A 15,629-nucleotide genomic window follows, 5' to 3' on the forward strand; every position below is an offset into this window, starting at 1 on the left:
TGAAGGAGGGGCCATCGGTGCAAACCAATTTCGTCGACTGCGATCTCGAGAAGCTGAAGATCGGCCAGAAGGTGAAGGTGGTGTTCAAGCCGACCGACGGCGCCCCGCTGCCGTTCTTCACGCCGGCTTGAGGTTCTTCCCTTCTCCCCTTGTGGGAGAAGGTGGCGCGAAGCGCCGGATGAGGGGTCCTCTTCGCGGAGAGACTTTTGCTGAGGCGACCCCTCACCCAAATGAGTTTGCCGCACCGTCCTCGCTGCCCTCTCCCACAAGGGGAGAGGGCTCTTCAACTGGCGGTGCCGAAGACATTCGGGAGGAAACGCGAAAAAATGTCCGCCAGATACGAAGAACTCAAAGGTCTCAAGAACCTCGGTCAGAAATACGCCTATGGCGATCGCGAGGTGATGCTCTACGCCTATGGCATCGGTCTCGGCGCCGATCCCATGGACGAGAACGAACTCGCTTTCGTCAACGAGGGCACGTTCACGCCGCGACCGCTGAAGGTGGTGCCGACATTTGCGTCCGTCGCTGCCTGGGGCTCGGGGCCCGGCGAAATGAACCTCAACCGCGTCATGGTGGTAGACGGCGAGCGCGACATCACCTTCCATCAGCCGCTGCCTGTGGCTGCGAACATCACCGCCGATTCCTCCGTCGTCGAGGTCTACGACAAGGGCAAGGACAAGGGCGTCGTCATCGCTCACCAGACCGTGCTGAAAAACGAGAAGGGCGAGAAGCTGGCGACCCTTGTCGCCTCGCGCTTCGCCCGCGGCGACGGCGGTTTCGGCGGGCCGAACCTGACCCAGCCCGATCCGCACAAGATCCCCTCGCGTGCCCCCGACAAGACCATCGACATCGTCACGCGTCCCGACCAGGCGCTGGTCTACCGTCTCTGCGGCGACCGCAATCCGCTGCACTCCGATCCGGAGTTTGCGAAGAAGGCCGGCTTCCCGCGCCCGATCCTGCACGGCATGTGCACATACGGCATCACCTGCCGCGGCGTGCTCCAGACCTTTGCCGACTACGACGCCTCCGCCTTCCGCCAGCACGTCGCGCGGTTCTCTTCGCCGGTCTACCCGGGCGAGACCGTGACCATGGACCTCTGGAAGGACGGCAATGTGATCTCGTTCGAAGCCAAGGTGAAGTCGCGCGGCGTCACCGTGATCAAGAACGGCAAGACGGTGCTGGGTTAGGCCGGTCTCGTGCCCCGGACGCAGCGCAGCGCTCCTTTGCGGTGCGCTGCAGAGCCGGGGCCCAGAGGCCGTCACAAAGAGCTGGGTCCCGGCTCTGCGACGCAGCGTTTCACGCTGCATCGCGTCCGGGACACCAGAAAACAAAAACAGGGAGACGCCACCATGGGATTACTCGACGGCAAGGTTGCGCTGATCACCGGCGCGGGTGGGGGGCTCGGTGAGGCCTACGCAAAACTGTTCGCGCGGGAAGGGGCCTCGGTCGTCGTCAACGATCTCGGCGGCCCCCGTGACGGCTCCGGCGCCGACAAGTCGATGGCTCAGATCGTGGTGGATGCGATCAAGGCCGAGGGTGGCAAGGCGGTCGCCAACGGCGCCGATATCTCCACGATGGAGGGCGGCCAGTCGGTGTTCGACGACGCCATCAAGCATTTCGGCCGCGCCGACATCCTCGTCAACAATGCCGGCATTTTGCGCGACCAGACTTTTTCCAAGGCCAGCGAATCCGATTGGGACAAGGTCATCAAGGTGCATCTGAAGGGTACCTTTTGTTGCACCATGCCGGTGTTTCGCTGGATGCGGGAAAACGGCGGCGGTGTCATCGTCAACACCTCCTCGACCTCGGGCCTGATCGGCAATTTCGGCCAGACCAATTACGGCGCGGCCAAGGGCGGCATCTGGGGCCTGTCCAACGTGCTGGCGATCGAGGGCCGGAAATACAACATCCGGATATGGACGCTCGCCCCCGGCGCCCTGACCCGCATGACGGCGGACCTGCCCCGCTATAAGGAGAACCCGGGGGCGGCGCTGGGGCCGGACGGCATCGCGCCGGCCGTGCTATACATGGTCAGCGACTTGTCGGGCGACCAGACCGGCAAGGTGCTGGGCGTGTCTGGGCCCCGCGGCGTGCGCGAGATGCGGATGATGGAAATGGAAGGCTGGAAACCGCCGCACTCGGGCTGGAACGCCCAGGACATCGTCGATCATGCCAAGGAGATCTTCTTCTCCGAGGAGCAGATCAAGATGGGCGCGAGACGGTTTTAGCCATCGACAGAGAGAAACAAGGAAGACGATGAAACTCACCGCCGACGCCAAGGGCACCTTCGCAATCGCGCCGACGCCGTTCCACGATGACGGCCGGATCGACGAGCGCTCGATCGACCGCCTGACCGATTTCTACGAGGAGGTCGGCTGCGACGGCGTCACGGTGCTGGGTATTCTCGGCGAGGCGCCGAAGCTGGACGCCGCCGAGGCCGAGCAGGTGGCGGTGCGCTTCGTCAAGCGCGCCAAGAAGATGCAGGTGGTCGTCGGCGTCTCCGCGCCGGGTTTTGCCACCATGCGCTCGCTGGCGAAGGCCTCGATGGATGCGGGCGCCGCCGGCGTCATGATCGCGCCGCCGCCCTCGCTTCGCACCGACGACCAGATCGTCGGCTATTACAAGCAGGCTGCGGAAGCGATCGGGCCGGATGTGCCCTGGGTGCTCCAGGATTATCCGCTGACCTTGTCGGTGATCTTCACCCCCGCGGTGATCCGCAAGATCGTCATGGACAATCCGAACTGCGTGATGCTCAAGCACGAGGACTGGCCGGGCCTGGAAAAGATCTCGACGCTGCGCAATTTCCAGAAGGACGGCTCGCTCCGCCCGCTCTCGATCCTCTGCGGCAATGGCGGCATGTTCCTGGATTTCGAGATGGAGCGCGGCGCCGACGGTGCGATGACCGGCTACGCTTTCCCCGAGCTTCTGATCGACGTCGTGAATCTCTCCAAGGCCGGAAAGCGCGATGCTGCGCATGACCTGTTCGACGCGCATCTGCCGCTGATCCGCTACGAGCAGCAGCCCGGTGCAGGCCTGGCGGTGCGCAAGCACGTGCTCCAGAAGCGCGGCATCATCGCCTCCAGCGCCCAGCGCAAGCCCGGTGCGACCATCACGGCGGCGGCGAAGGCGGAGGTCGAGTACCTGCTGTCGCGCGTCGCCCGCGTCGACAAGCGCGCCAATCTCGGCCCGCAATCCAGCGCCGCAGGTTAGTTGCATGGCCGAGACATCAGCATCACGCCCGGCGTCGACGATCCTCCTGCTCCGTGACGGCGCCAAGGCCGACGGCAAGGGCCGCGGCGAGGTCGAGGTCTTCATGATGGTTCGCCATCATCAGATCGAGTTCAACTCGGGCGCTCTGGTGTTTCCCGGCGGCAGCGTGGATGCCGGCGATCAGGAGATCGTCAAGCAGTCCGATCTCTATTCAGGCGGCGAGGGTCTCAGCGAATCGGACTGCGGCTTTCGGATCGCCGCGATTCGCGAGACCTTTGAGGAAAGCGGGATTCTGCTGGCGCGGTCGAAAGCCTCGGGCGCGCCTGTTGATGCCAAGCGTGCCGGCGAGATTGCCGATGCGCATCGCGTCGCGCTCAACGAGCACAAGATCAGCTTCCTGAGCATTTTGGCCGACAACGGCCTCCAGCTCGCGCTCGACACGCTCGTGCCCTACGCGCACTGGATCACGCCGGAGGGCATGCCGAAGCGCTTCGACACCTGGTTCTTCCTCGCGGCAGCGCCGCCCGATCAACTCGGTGCGCATGACGGAAGGGAGTCGACCGATTCGATCTGGGTCTCGCCGCGCGAGGCCGTCGAGGGCGGCGAGAGCGGCCGCTTCAAGCTGCCGTTCCCGACCACACGCAATCTGATTCGCCTCGCCAAGCAGGGCAGCGTGAAAGACGCGCTTGACCATGCCAAGGGCATGTCGATCGTCACGGTGATGCCGGTCATGACCAAGACCGAAACCGGTCGCCAGCTCCGCATCCCCCGCGAAGCCGGCTATGACGGTGAGGTGTTCGAGGTCGGCGCCCTCGGCTAGGATACTTCGACACGTAGCGAAGTATTGGTGACCACGGACGCGCTAGCTTCCGTCCATCGCGGAATGGACGGGGCGCATCATGGATATCAGGCAGGACACCAATATCGCCGTCGAGCTGGCGCTGCTGGTCGCGCTCGCAACGCTCTGGGGCGGCTCCTACACCTTCATCAAGCTGGGCGTTGCCACCATCCCGCCGATCACGCTGATCGCGGCGCGCACGGCCGTCGCCGGCCTGCTGCTACTCGTCGTCATGTGGGCGCGCGGCATCAGGATGCCCACGAACGGAGCGACCTGGCAGCGCTTCGCGTTCCAGGCCGTGCTCAACAGCGTCATCCCCTGGACGCTCATCGCCTGGGGCGAGCGCCATGTCGATGCAGCCCTCGCCACCATCCTCAACTCGGCTGGGCCGATCTTCACCTTCCTGCTCACAGCTAGCGTCACCCGCCACGAGGCGACGAGCCCGCGAAAACTGTTCGGCGTGGTCGCCGGCATGGCCGGCATCCTGCTGATCGTCGGGCTCGACGCATTCCACGATATCGGACGCGGGATCATTGCGGAGGCGGCGATCGTCGCCGCCACCATCTGCTACGCCTGCGCTGCGATCTTCGGCCGCGGCTTCAGGGGCCTCGATCCCATGGCACCCGCGGCCGGCTCGCTGCTGGCAGGGGCGGCGGTCCTGATCCCGGCCTCGCTCGTGTTCGAGCAGCCCTGGACGCTGTCGCCCTCGCTGAGCTCGGTGCTGGCACTGCTGGCACTGGCGACCTTCTCGACGGCCGCGGCCTTCGCGATCTACTTCCGCCTGATCCAGACCCTGGGCTCGGTCGGCACCACCGCACAGGCCTATCTCCGGGTGCCGATCGGGGTCGCCATCAGCGTTGCCTTCCTCGGCGAAACCCTGAGCCGGACCGCCTGGATCGGGCTTGCCTGCGTCGTCCTCGGCGTCGCCGCCATGACGATCCCGGCCCGGCGGCTAGCGAGTGTCAAACCGTCATAGATCGGGGAAGGGGGCTCCGGGACCGCAATATTAAGGATATTCGGCGGTCCGAGGCATGTTCCCCCGGGGCCGCAATACGTCGTATATTGGGTCTCCAATAGCCCGGTCCCCAATACGCCCTCATGTCCGCCGAATTGACGCCGCCCCCCGAGAAAAAGCGAACCTTTTCGCTCTCCATCGGACAGCTGACGTTCGGCAGCTTCCTGCTGGTGCTGGCGGTGATCATCGTCACCTCGACCGCGAGCGTGATCGCGATCCGGCATATCGACACGACCTTCGCCGAACTGCAGCGGCTCCAGAGCGTCGGCGACCTCGCGGAGGACATCGACCGCCGCATGAACGAGCTGCGGCTCGCCGCGCGCGATTTCGTCACCGATCCCGGCGCCGGCGTCCAGTTCAAGCAGGTGGGCGAGGCGGCCTCGACGCTCAGCGATATCCTGAAGAAAACCCGCATCGAGCTCGCGCCCGAGCAGCAGGACATGATCGACGGGGTCACCGAGCGCCTTGCGACCTATCGCAGTGGCCTGGAGCGGATTTCGACCCTGATCGACCGCCGCGCGCAGCTGCTCGCCGGCCTGCCGCCGCTGCGCGACCAGTTCGATGCCGCCGTCTCCGGCACGGCGGACCGTGAGCTCGCCTCCCGCCTGTCCGAGGCGCAGAGCCGGATCGCGCTCGGGCTGCTCGCGCGCAACCCGTCCGCGGCCGAGCAGGCCGCGCAGGGGATGCGGACGATGAACATCACCGATCCCAGGCTGAGGTCGGCCGTCAACGATTACGCCGAGGCGATCATGGCCGTTGCCGTCCGGGAGCGGCAGATCGCCGACATCGACCGCGAGGTTCTGGGAACCGAGGGACGGCTGATCGGCCGCGTCACCGAACTGCTGCGCGAGGTCAGTGCAAGGCGCGGCCACGTGCTGTCGCGCGACTTCGCCCGCACGCTGACGGAGGCGCGCTGGCAGAGCATCGTGCTCGGCACCATCGGCGTGTTGATCGGCATCGTCGCGGCCGGATTCGTGGTGCGCAGGACGGTGCGCCCGCTCGCCCAGATCGCGCGATCGATTCGCGCGCTCGCGGCGGGCGAGAAGGACACCTCGATCCCGTCTGCCGACCTCGACAACGAGATCGGCGACATCGCGCGCGCAGCCGAAGTGTTCCGCCGGGCGTTGGAGGAGGCCGACACGGCCCGCGAGGCCGCGGTGCGCGCGCTCACCGAGCAGCGCCTCGCCGAAGAGAGCTACCGAAAGCTGTTCGAGGGCTCGGTCGACGGCATCTATGTCACCACGCCGGCCGGTGACCTCCTCAACGCCAATCCGGCGCTGGCGCGCATGATGGGTTACGACAGCCCGCAGCACCTGATCGACAGCATCAACGACATCGCCCACACCATCTACGTCCATCCCGAGGCGCGCGGCGAATATCAGCGACTGATGGCCCGCGACGGCATGGTGCGCGAGTTCGAGTACCAGGTGCGCCAGCGCAGCGGCGACATCCTGTGGCTCTCCGACAGCGCCACGGGCGTGCGGGACGAGGCGGGCAACATCGTCCGCTACGAGGGTACGCTGCGCGACATCACCGACCAGAAGCGGGCGGAAGACGCCATCGCCGAAGGCCGCCGTCTGCTCCAGCAGGTCATCGACACCGTGCCCGCGGTCATCAACGTCAAGGACCGCGATCTGCGCTACGTGCTGATGAACCGCTACATGGCCGGCATCTTCGGCATCGAGCCCGGCGATGCGCTCGGCCGCACCACGGCCGACCTGATGTCGCGCTATGGCGCGGCCAAGACCGACGAGAACGACAAGCGCGTGCTCAGGCTCCGCAAGGGACTCGGCTTCTACGAGGAGGAGTACAAGGACGCCTCCGGCAACATGCGGCAATGGCTGGTCAACAAGCTGCCGCTGCTCGATGCCGAGGGTGAGATCGAGCGGATCGTCACCGTTGCGCTCGACATCGGCGAGCGCAAGCGCGGCGAGCAGGAGATGCGCAAGGCCAAGGAATCCGCCGAGACCGCGCTGCGCAATCTGCGCGAGACCCAGGCCTCGCTGATCGAGGCGGAAAAGCTCGCCGCGCTCGGACGGCTGGTCGCCGGCGTCGCGCACGAGGTCAACAACCCCGTCGGCATCAGCCTCACCGTCGCCTCCGCGCTGGAGCGCAAGACCGCGATGTTCACCTCCGAGGTCGAGCGCGGCGAACTGCGCCGCTCCACGCTCAACGACTTCCTCAACACCAGCCGCGACGCATCCTCGCAGCTCGTCTCCAATCTCAACCGCGCCGCCGAGCTGATCCAGTCGTTCAAGCAGGTCGCCGCCGACCGCAATTATTCGGACCAGCGCAACTTCGATCTCGGCGACCTCACCGAGCAGGTGGTGATGAGTCTGCGGCCGGGCCTGCGCAAGCACAATCTGACGCTCAATGTCGAGTGCCAGCCCGATCTGACCATGAACAGTTATCCCGGCCCGTACGGCCAGGTGCTGACCAACCTGTTTCTCAATTCGGTGGCGCATGCCTTCCCGGACGGAAGGCCGGGGACCATCGACATCCAGGTGCGCGAGTCCGGCAAGGACAATGTCGAGATCATCTTCTCCGACAACGGCTGCGGCATGTCGCTCGACGTGCGTCGCCGTGCCTTCGATCCGTTCTTCACGACACGGCGCGACCAGGGCGGCACCGGCCTCGGATTGCACATCGTCTACAGCATCGTCACCAACCGGCTCGGCGGCCGGCTCGATCTCGATTCCGAACCGGGCAGCGGCACGCGCATCCAGATCATCCTGCCGCGCACCGCGCCGCTCGAGCAGGCCGCGGAATAGCTGAAACGCTCTAATCTGCCTCTGCGAGCTTGTGCAGCGTCGCGCCGAAAATCAGGCTGGCCTTGCCGACGAGTGCCGTGCCCGTCATCTCCGCGCGGGTGTCCGTGTAGGTGCCGCTGACGCCGATGCCGACCGGGGCAGGGCCGCCGAACAGCGGATTGTCATCGCCCCGCGGCGAGGTGTGCCGTTGCACCAGCACTTCGCCTTTGAAGGTGCGGTCGTCCTTCACTACGTAGCTGCCGGTGTAATAGAGGTAGGCATCGCCGCCAAGAATCTTGCCGTCGCGAAAAAGAATCACACCGCTGCCCTTGCCGACCCGACCATCGAGCAGCGTCACGTGAATCGAATAGAGGCCGTTCTTCATAACGTCCCACGGGCCGGCCGCCATTGCCCAATGGCGTAACCGGTTCACCTTTTATGCCAAAGCGCATCCGCTCGCGCAACGCGGCAGTTTGCCGGCTGGGCGAAAGAGCCTGTCACCGCGAGCCGTAGTTGTCCCGGCTTGTGTGTGACGCCGCCATGACGGCCTGATGATGAGGCGAGGCCGATCGTTGCGAATCAGAGTTGGCCCGCGAAATGCATAACCATTGTTGCACTGGCCGCGGAGTGCTGGAGCAGGACAAACGTGAGCAACTGGATCGATTCCGGCGGCGATGAGCCGCGTCTGTACAGTGCGCGTCCCACGAATTGCAAAAACGAACGATGGCGGAATGGCAGCGCGACACGCTGGCGAAGCGTGACGGGGCTGGCGTGCGCCCTGGCCTTGGTCGGGCTCGCAGCCCCGTTCGGGTACGCGCGCGACCGCGGCCAGTTCGTCAACACCAATGCCGATTTGAAAGCCTGGTTCGACGGCCTGCGCAGCGGCAAGGGGCCTTGCTGCTCCGATGCCGACGGCTCGGCGCTCTCGGACTCCGATTGGGACAGCAAGGACGGGCACTATCGTGTGCGCGTCCCGCGCTATGGCTACGCGCTCGAGGGCAAGCAGCAGGAACTCGTCTGGGTCGACGTGCCCGAGGAGGCGGTGATCTCGGAACCGAACAGGGTGGGGCGCACCATGGTGTGGCCGATCTACGGCTATATGGGCGTCACCATCCGCTGCTTCATGCCCGGCAGCATGACTTAGCCCGACCAGGCGGCAATCCGCCTGGCCTGGCTTGACTGATGCCCGATGCGGCGCGCCGCGTCAGGTGTATTTCTTGTCGCGCTCGAGCAGCTCGATGGAGATGCCTTCGGGGCCGCGGATGAAGCAGATGCGCACGCCGGGCCGGATCGTGGTCGGCTCGCGCGTGAACGTCACGCCCTTGGCCTTGATCTCGGCGGCGACGGCGTCGATGTCCTTCACCGTGAGCCCAAAATGGTCGAGGCCCTGATGCGGGTGCGGGGGCGGCGGATTGACGGCGTTGTCGCCCTCGAGCGGGGCGATGAATATCCTGGCACCGCCAAGGTTCACGTCGATCCGTCCCGGCGCGCGAACGATCTCGCCACCGAGAATGTCCCGCAGCCAGGCCGCAGTGGCCTCCGGATCGGGGCTGCGCAGATGGACGTGATCCCAAGTGACGGCGATTGGCATTTCATAGTCTCCCAACGGGGTCTTGCGATGTTGCGGCGCATGTTAGCGGCACCGACCGGTCATCGCCACCGTCCTTGCCGACTCGCCTAAAGCGCGGGAACCTTAGTTCCTCTCCCGGATTAAGGTAAGCAGTGGCCTGCTCGTCGTGCAAACGCAGTTCGGCCGCCTCGGTGGTGCATCATGAACGCCAAGCTTGACCGGATCGGGTTGGGGCGCTTAGCCGGGACCGGCGAGCGACTGGCGAGAGCCGTGACGGTTGCGAGCGTCTCGGTTGGCCGAGGCTTGCTGTGGCTGCTGGCGGCCGTCATCGTCGGTTGCAGCATCTGGATGCTGCTGCCGCTCTCCAAGGGCAACAGCACCGAGCCGGTCAAAGCGGGCATGGCCGCTGTCGAACCGCTGGCTCCGGGCGATGCGGTGGTGTCGCCGACGGCCGAAGCTCCGGTTGCCGCTGCGGCAGAGCTCGATCGTCTCAGGATTTCGTCACAGACCTGGCGTCGCGGCGGCCTCGGCTCGAAGGCGCTGGTGACGTTCACGCTGCGAAACGACAATGACTATGCCGTAAGGGATGTCGAGATCATCTGCGCTTTCGTGCGTCGTGACGGCACGCCTCTCACTGTTCGCAACCGGATGCTGCCCGACACCGTCAGCATGAAGAGCCGCAAGACCTTCGCGCGCATTCCGGTCGGCTACGTCAACGTCAATGCCGATCAGGCAAAGTGTTCGCTGGTTGCGGCACGGCGGGCATGAGGGGCGGCGTCTTCCGGTAGCGGAAAAGTTACCGTTTCCGGCCTTGTTCGGACCTTGGCCAAAAAACTTGGCGTCGCCATTTGAACCGAAGGGCCGGGCCAGGAACCAATCAAAGTATCGCCTGTTAAGGCGGAGAGCCCACGCGGGGATTGCGGGGGGCGGAGTGCGGCCAATGCCCATCTTTCGGTATTTCATGTTTGTCGGCGGAGCGTTGCTCACCCTGCTGCTTGCGGTGAACTTCGTCGTGCCGGCCTCGCCCGTGACGCCAGCCGTCGCGACCGCAAGCAATGACCAGCCGTTGATCCGGATCCGGTCCGATCGCCATCTGCCTGAGCGTGTTGTGCTCGACACCACCCAGCCGACGATCGCGGCGCCAGCGGTGAAGACCGCCGCGGTCGCGGCTCCCCAGCCGCCGGTACAGGATGGCGTGTCGCCGACCTTGGCCGAAATGTCGGCGAAGGCGCGGGTGCGCGAGACCTTCGCCCAGTTTACGCCGGCTCCGAAGGCCGATGCTGCCGCCCGGGCTCCGGTTCAGCCCAAGCGCAAGGTCGCAAGGGCGCATCCGTCGCCGCAGTATGGTGCGCCACAATATGGTGGGCCGCAGTACGGCCGGCCGATGATGGTGGCACAGCAGCCGCATTTCGGCCTCTTCAACACGACCTGGTGACAAGCCGGCTGTGACCCGCCTCGATCGAGGCGGGAAGGGCTTTTTATTGGCCAGCCTCTCTGCTAATTCGAACCCGTCCGAGTGCCGTCCGGCGTGCTGGCTTGCCAGCCACGGTCGGGTGCTTCTCGGTTGCGGCCCAATCCCCGGGCCAGGGCGCTCGTAGCTCAGCTGGATAGAGCATCGGATTTCGATTCCGAGGGTCGGAGGTTCGAATCCTTCCGAGCGCGCCAGTTCTGGATCTGTTCCCGACAGGAATTGCCTTGGGTCATCATCGCCACGGCTTGCGGTGTCAGCGTGTGGGCAGAATGATTTGCCGGCCGCGGGCCAGCGTGTCCGAGGGCGTCTCGTGGAATGTCGCGCGGTAGACCGCGGCAAACTCGCCGAGATGATGGAAACCCTGGGCGCGTGCGCATGTGGCGACGGTGGCGCCGCCGCCCTTGAGGAGCCGGGAGCGAGTTGCCCACAGCCTCTTCAGGCGAATGTACTGGTGCAGGCTCATGCCACGCACCTTGCTGACGGCCCCGCCGAGCGTCCGGATCGAGACGCCGAACTGAGCGGCGAGATCGGCCGTATAGATCGGGGCGGTCGGATAGGCTGCGACGTAATCGTCGATCCGCTGCACGAGCTTGATCGACCGCTCGCCGTGGACCGAGGCACTCCGTTCTGACCGCGGATCGATCCGAAACAAATCGTCGAGCGCGAGCAGCAGACCTTCCTGCAGATGGGCGGCGACCTCAGTGGTTTCGAACAGGAGCGGCTGCACCGAGGCGGTTCGCAGAATGTCGAGCAGGAGCTGCCGTGTGTGGAGCAGGGCGGGCCGGTTCGCGACATAGGACCGCAAATCGTCGGCGTGATCGAACCAGCCCCGGTCTTTCAGGATCGGCGAGAAGATGATCATCGCATGATGATTGGCCTGAGGCTCGACGTAATGGCACTCGTCGTTGCCGCGCAGCGCGACGAAGAAGCGCGTGTCGAGATCCAGTCCCTTGAAATTGACCCGAAGGTCGTCGGTCATGGGTATGACGATCATCCCGCCCGGCATCCGATAGGCGGTCTCGAGGATGCGCGCGAACGACCTCATCATGATGATGCGGCACGCCGGCAGGGAGACGACGGCGCGGGCCGCCGCGAAATTCGAGACGTCGAGCGGAATGCTGCGGGCGTCCTCCACCGACTCGACCGGACGAAACGCATCGACGTCGGCAAAGTCGATCAGTTGAAGCGCGGAGGATGGGGTGAGCGTGTCGAACAACATGCGTCGGGCCGGTTGTTGCAATGTGACAATTAAATGAACATCAATACATCGCCATCAATGGCGAAACATCGCGCTCCAGTAAACCGAATTCCGGGCCGTAGTATTGCGGACATCATGGCATGACGTCCGTCAGATCAATGCAACCGTCAACGTTCACGGCTCATGGGTCGGCCGGAGGCGAGATCGATGAAATGGAGCCGCGTGCAGGCGGGGCAGGCAAAGGACGCAAAGCTTTGTCCCTCCCGTCTCTGCTGCTTTTCCAGATGCGTCTGCACGTTCATGCCCGTCAGGGGGCATCGAAAAACGATCAAATCGGCCATCGTCGCAGCATGACGACGCGGCGGATTTTCATCTTTGATCTAGATCAGTTTTGGAATGGCTCCAGGCCGATCGCGGCCGCTCAAGACTGATTTCGCAAAAGCGAAGGGGCCCGGAGGGCCCCTTTCGAAATCACCAGCGGCGATAGCGTGGTCCGTAATAGCGCGGGCCGTAGTAGCGCGGCCCATAATATCGGGGGCCGTAATACGGCGTTGGTGCGCCATAATATCCATAATAGTTAGGACGCCAGAAACAGCGCCCCCAGGCATCGCAGACCATACGGACTTGCTCGACGCCGGAGACCTGCGGCGTCGCAGGAGCAGGCGCGATGGGCATGGCAGACGCCGCCGGCGATGCCAACAAGGCACCAAACAGGGACGCGGCAACGAGGCCAATTCTAAGCTTCATGATGTGTCTTCCTCTGCTTACGCAATACAGAATATCGAAGTTGTTCTGATCAAATTGTGGCGGAACCGAAATGTAATGCTGATGAACAAATCTTCAGCCAGTCCGCCGCGGGCCTGACCTGACGCTGCCAGACTAGCTTAGCTTTGCCGGCGTGGCCATGCCGCGCTTGGCAGGCAGGACTTCACCGCCATCCTTGATCCTGCGCAATTCGCCGTCGCGCCTTCCTCCCTAGTCTTGTCGTCGTGGGCAGTCCTTCGCGGAAATCGAAGGGCGGCCGGCCGGGCGCCTGCATCGGCCGAGGCCACGGTTTGATTGGAGCTGTGCAATGGACAAGATGAGAATCGACAAGGGTGACTGGCTGGTCGTGTGCGACGGGCGCAAGGCGCTCATTCTGGAGAATCTCGGCGACGAGATGTTTCCGAACCTCCATACCAGGGAGGTGCACGAGCAGCCCAATCCCGCGACCGGCGCGCAAGGGACCGATGCACCGGGCCGATTGCATGGCGCGGTCGGCGGCGCGCGCAGCTCGGTCGAGCAGACCGATTGGCACGATGAAGCCGAGCGCGCCTTCCTGCGGAGTCTTGCCGGCCGGCTCGATGCAGCCGTCAGTTCGGGCGAGACCTCGGCCCTGACCATGGTGGCCTCGCCGCGTGCGCTCGGCATGATCCGCGCCGACTATACGGATGTCGTGCGCAAGGCGCTCCAGAACGAGGTCGGCAAGGACCTCGTCAAGCTGCCGGTCTACGAGATCGAGAAGCAATTGCTGCTGTCGGGCGCCGCCAAATAGCGGCACCCGCAACGGACGCGCCAGCGCCCCTCAGTAGCAGGGGTGCCGGCGGCGGTCCTGGCCGACATAGGCGGCCGCGCTCTGGTAGCAGTGGTTGGTCGACGGGCCGTCGTAATAGGCGAAGGTGCCGGGGGTGATGCCGGGGCCGTAATTGTGCAGATAGCTGATCGGGTAGGGCAGCGGATTGGCGTAGTGACGGTGGTACCGGTGATGTCCCCGTGCCTCCGCGGCGGCAGGGGCGAGGATTGCGGCCGACAGGGCAGCCACCGCGGCTACAAGCTTCAACTTGCTCATCTCGATTCTCCGGAACCCGCACGAATAGGTCAGCTGTTTATAGCCATTTCGGGCGGGCAAGACACCCGTCCGGCGGCCTGAAATCGGGGCTGATTCTGCAGATTCCCGGGTGGGTGTGACAGAATTGCCCGACATGCGGTCGAAGCTTGCCCATTTTTGGCCTTTTCGGGATGCTTAACGAATTCCCCACACAAGTATGACCAAAGAGACTTCGGTTAAGAATCCTGTTGCCGGCCCCAGGGATCATCTCGCGGGTCCTTCGAGGCCGGTCCATTCCTGAAGGCTTTCGCCGTCACGCCGCCATGCGCATCACGCCTCTGAGCCTGCTGTTGCTCTCCGTCGCCATCGCCACGCCGGCGCGGGCCGAGCTGCACATCACCCGCGACCATGGCGGCTATGTCGAGGAGTACAAGGCCAAGTACAAGCGCGTCCGCGAGAAGGGCGAGCGGGTCATCATCGACGGCATCTGCAACTCGGCCTGCACCCTCGTCCTCGGCATGGTGCCGATGAACAAGATCTGCGTGACGCCGCGTGCCAGCCTCGGCTTCCACCAGGCCTATTACGACAAGGCCTTCACCTTCGGCATCAAGGTCACCAGCTCGGAAGGGACGTCCGACCTGATGTCCTACTATCCTGATACGGTGAAGGACTGGATCCGCCGCAATGGCGGGCTCACCACCGACATGAAGAAGATCAAGAACGGTGTCGACCTCTGGAAGATCATCGACCCCTGTCCGGAAGAATGGTGAGCGGCTGACCGCTCCCGCATCGCAGCGCAGCATCCTTCATCCGAAATTCGCATTGCCGCATAAGCCCCCATCGGGCAATGAGGGCGGCAATGAGCCATAATCAAGAAGCCCTGACAGCCCGCGCCGCGCCGATCCTGTTCGTGCTGCTCTGGAGCACCGGATTCATCGGCACCAAATACGTCGTCAACAACGCCGATCCCTTGACCTATCTCGCCATCCGCATGGCGATCGTGGTCGGTCTGATGGCGATCATCGCTGGCGTCGCGCGGCCGAAATGGCCTGACCGTATTGGCATCGCGCACAGCGCGGTCGCCGGCATCCTCGTCCACGGCTTCTATCTCGGCGGCACCGCGATCGCGATCGCGCATTCGATCCCGGCCGGGCTCTCCGCGCTCATTCCGGGCCTGCAGCCGATCCTGACCTCGACCATCGCCAACCGCTGGCTCGGCGAGCGGGTGACGCCGCTGCAATGGGGTGGGCTGCTGCTCGGCCTCGGCGGCGTGGTGCTGATCCTGCACAACCGTCCCATGACCGGCGAAGCCGGGCTCGGCTGGCTCGCTTCGGTGGTCTCGCTGATCAGCATCACGCTCGGCACGCTCTACCAGCGCCGCTACTGCAATCACATCGACTGGCGTGCCGGCAATCTCGTGCAATATGTGGCCGTCACCATTTTCTTTGCGATCGGTGCCTTCCTGTTCGAGGACCGCGTGGTGCACTGGACGCAAGAGTTCGTGCTTGCGCTGGCCTGGCTTGCCGTGGCGCTCTCGATCGGATCGATCGGCCTGCTGTATTGGCTGATCCGCCACGCCGCCGCGACCTCGGTCGCGAGCCTGTTCTACCTGGTGCCGGCCGTCACCGCGCTGATGGCCTATCTGCTGTTCGACGAGAAGCTCGATGCGCTGGCGATCGCCGGCATGGCGATGTGCGCGGCGGCGGTGTTCGTGGTCAATCGGCGCTTCTAGGCCGCCACGTGACGCGGCCCGAATACATCCCTGACGTG

The 15,629-nt window shown here is 64.7% G+C and carries 18 protein-coding genes, 1 tRNA gene and 1 pseudogene; 15 read left to right on the forward strand and 5 right to left on the reverse strand.

What is annotated here, in order from left to right; genetic code table 11:
- The 7 genes and pseudogenes from RAD15_RS40735 to RAD15_RS40765 all read left to right on the forward strand — a co-directional run.
- Nucleotides 1-131: pseudogene (locus RAD15_RS40735) on the forward strand (DNA-binding protein); the annotation flags it as partial.
- Between the two features lie 195 nt (nucleotides 132-326).
- Nucleotides 327-1,187 carry a MaoC/PaaZ C-terminal domain-containing protein gene (locus tag RAD15_RS40740; RefSeq protein WP_458184336.1) on the forward strand — a complete coding sequence of 287 codons (861 nt, stop codon included), beginning with the start codon at nucleotides 327-329 and terminating at the stop codon, nucleotides 1,185-1,187.
- 162 nt (nucleotides 1,188-1,349) lie between these two features.
- Nucleotides 1,350-2,228 carry an SDR family oxidoreductase gene (locus tag RAD15_RS40745; RefSeq protein WP_458184337.1) on the forward strand — a complete coding sequence of 293 codons (879 nt, stop codon included), beginning with the start codon at nucleotides 1,350-1,352 and terminating at the stop codon, nucleotides 2,226-2,228.
- Between the two features lie 28 nt (nucleotides 2,229-2,256).
- On the forward strand, nucleotides 2,257-3,210 hold the full coding sequence (locus tag RAD15_RS40750; RefSeq protein WP_458184338.1) for a dihydrodipicolinate synthase family protein: 954 nt from the start codon (nucleotides 2,257-2,259) through the stop codon (nucleotides 3,208-3,210).
- Between the two features lie 4 nt (nucleotides 3,211-3,214).
- Nucleotides 3,215-4,030: an NUDIX hydrolase gene (locus RAD15_RS40755; protein ID WP_458184339.1), complete on the forward strand. Its 816-nt coding sequence runs from the start codon at nucleotides 3,215-3,217 to the stop codon at nucleotides 4,028-4,030.
- 79 nt (nucleotides 4,031-4,109) lie between these two features.
- Nucleotides 4,110-5,024, forward strand: a complete 915-nt coding sequence (locus tag RAD15_RS40760) for a DMT family transporter (RefSeq protein WP_458184340.1) — start codon at nucleotides 4,110-4,112, stop codon at nucleotides 5,022-5,024.
- Between the two features lie 122 nt (nucleotides 5,025-5,146).
- Entirely contained in the window at nucleotides 5,147-7,834 is a 2,688-nt protein-coding gene (locus RAD15_RS40765) for a PAS domain S-box protein (protein ID WP_458184341.1), read from the forward strand.
- A gap of 10 nt (nucleotides 7,835-7,844) precedes the next feature.
- Here the strand turns inward: RAD15_RS40765 and RAD15_RS40770 are convergent, their stop codons facing one another.
- A complete protein-coding gene (locus RAD15_RS40770; protein WP_211406421.1) occupies nucleotides 7,845-8,198 on the reverse strand; it encodes a GrlR family regulatory protein in 354 nt (117 codons plus the stop codon).
- A 261-nt stretch (nucleotides 8,199-8,459) separates the two neighbouring features.
- Between RAD15_RS40770 and RAD15_RS40775 the strand changes: the two genes are divergently transcribed.
- Nucleotides 8,460-8,957, forward strand: a complete 498-nt coding sequence (locus RAD15_RS40775) for a hypothetical protein (protein ID WP_458184342.1) — start codon at nucleotides 8,460-8,462, stop codon at nucleotides 8,955-8,957.
- Nucleotides 8,958-9,017: 60 nt separating this feature from the next.
- Here the strand turns inward: RAD15_RS40775 and RAD15_RS40780 are convergent, their stop codons facing one another.
- Nucleotides 9,018-9,404: a VOC family protein gene (locus RAD15_RS40780; protein WP_458184343.1), complete on the reverse strand. Its 387-nt coding sequence runs from the start codon at nucleotides 9,402-9,404 to the stop codon at nucleotides 9,018-9,020.
- Between the two features lie 180 nt (nucleotides 9,405-9,584).
- Here RAD15_RS40780 and RAD15_RS40785 point away from each other — a divergent pair, with 180 nt between their 5' ends.
- The 3 genes from RAD15_RS40785 (at nucleotide 9,585) to RAD15_RS40795 (ending at nucleotide 11,048) form a co-directional block, all read left to right on the forward strand.
- Nucleotides 9,585-10,151, forward strand: a complete 567-nt coding sequence (locus RAD15_RS40785; RefSeq protein WP_458184344.1) for a hypothetical protein — start codon at nucleotides 9,585-9,587, stop codon at nucleotides 10,149-10,151.
- Nucleotides 10,152-10,323: 172 nt separating this feature from the next.
- Nucleotides 10,324-10,818: a hypothetical protein gene (locus RAD15_RS40790; protein WP_458184345.1), complete on the forward strand. Its 495-nt coding sequence runs from the start codon at nucleotides 10,324-10,326 to the stop codon at nucleotides 10,816-10,818.
- 153 nt (nucleotides 10,819-10,971) lie between these two features.
- Nucleotides 10,972-11,048, forward strand: a tRNA-Arg gene (locus RAD15_RS40795).
- Nucleotides 11,049-11,107: 59 nt separating this feature from the next.
- Here the strand turns inward: RAD15_RS40795 and RAD15_RS40800 are convergent.
- The gene (locus RAD15_RS40800; protein ID WP_458184346.1) at nucleotides 11,108-12,073 is read right to left on the reverse strand and encodes a helix-turn-helix domain-containing protein; all 966 of its coding nucleotides are present in this window, start codon (nucleotides 12,071-12,073) and stop codon (nucleotides 11,108-11,110) included.
- A 119-nt stretch (nucleotides 12,074-12,192) separates the two neighbouring features.
- Here RAD15_RS40800 and RAD15_RS40805 point away from each other — a divergent pair, with 119 nt between their 5' ends.
- Complete coding sequence (locus tag RAD15_RS40805; protein ID WP_458184347.1) at nucleotides 12,193-12,483, forward strand: hypothetical protein; 291 nt, start codon at nucleotides 12,193-12,195, stop codon at nucleotides 12,481-12,483.
- Nucleotides 12,484-12,523: 40 nt separating this feature from the next.
- Here RAD15_RS40805 and RAD15_RS40810 read toward each other — a convergent pair whose 3' ends face one another.
- Complete coding sequence (locus RAD15_RS40810; RefSeq protein WP_458184348.1) at nucleotides 12,524-12,799, reverse strand: hypothetical protein; 276 nt, start codon at nucleotides 12,797-12,799, stop codon at nucleotides 12,524-12,526.
- A gap of 325 nt (nucleotides 12,800-13,124) precedes the next feature.
- On the opposite strand from RAD15_RS40810, the gene RAD15_RS40815 reads away from it, so the two are divergent.
- Nucleotides 13,125-13,586 (forward strand): host attachment protein, encoded by a 462-nt coding sequence (locus tag RAD15_RS40815; protein ID WP_458184349.1) that lies wholly within the window; start codon nucleotides 13,125-13,127, stop codon nucleotides 13,584-13,586.
- A 30-nt stretch (nucleotides 13,587-13,616) separates the two neighbouring features.
- Here the strand turns inward: RAD15_RS40815 and RAD15_RS40820 are convergent, their stop codons facing one another.
- Complete coding sequence (locus RAD15_RS40820; RefSeq protein ID WP_458184350.1) at nucleotides 13,617-13,880, reverse strand: hypothetical protein; 264 nt, start codon at nucleotides 13,878-13,880, stop codon at nucleotides 13,617-13,619.
- 302 nt (nucleotides 13,881-14,182) lie between these two features.
- Between RAD15_RS40820 and RAD15_RS40825 the strand changes: the two genes are divergently transcribed.
- Both RAD15_RS40825 and RAD15_RS40830 read left to right on the forward strand, forming a co-directional pair.
- Nucleotides 14,183-14,629, forward strand: a complete 447-nt coding sequence (locus RAD15_RS40825; protein ID WP_458184351.1) for a hypothetical protein — start codon at nucleotides 14,183-14,185, stop codon at nucleotides 14,627-14,629.
- Between the two features lie 89 nt (nucleotides 14,630-14,718).
- On the forward strand, nucleotides 14,719-15,591 hold the full coding sequence (locus tag RAD15_RS40830) for a DMT family transporter (protein ID WP_458184352.1): 873 nt from the start codon (nucleotides 14,719-14,721) through the stop codon (nucleotides 15,589-15,591).
- The last annotated feature ends 38 nt before the right edge of the window (nucleotides 15,592-15,629 follow it).

The organism is Bradyrhizobium sp. 14AA (assembly GCF_054185205.1).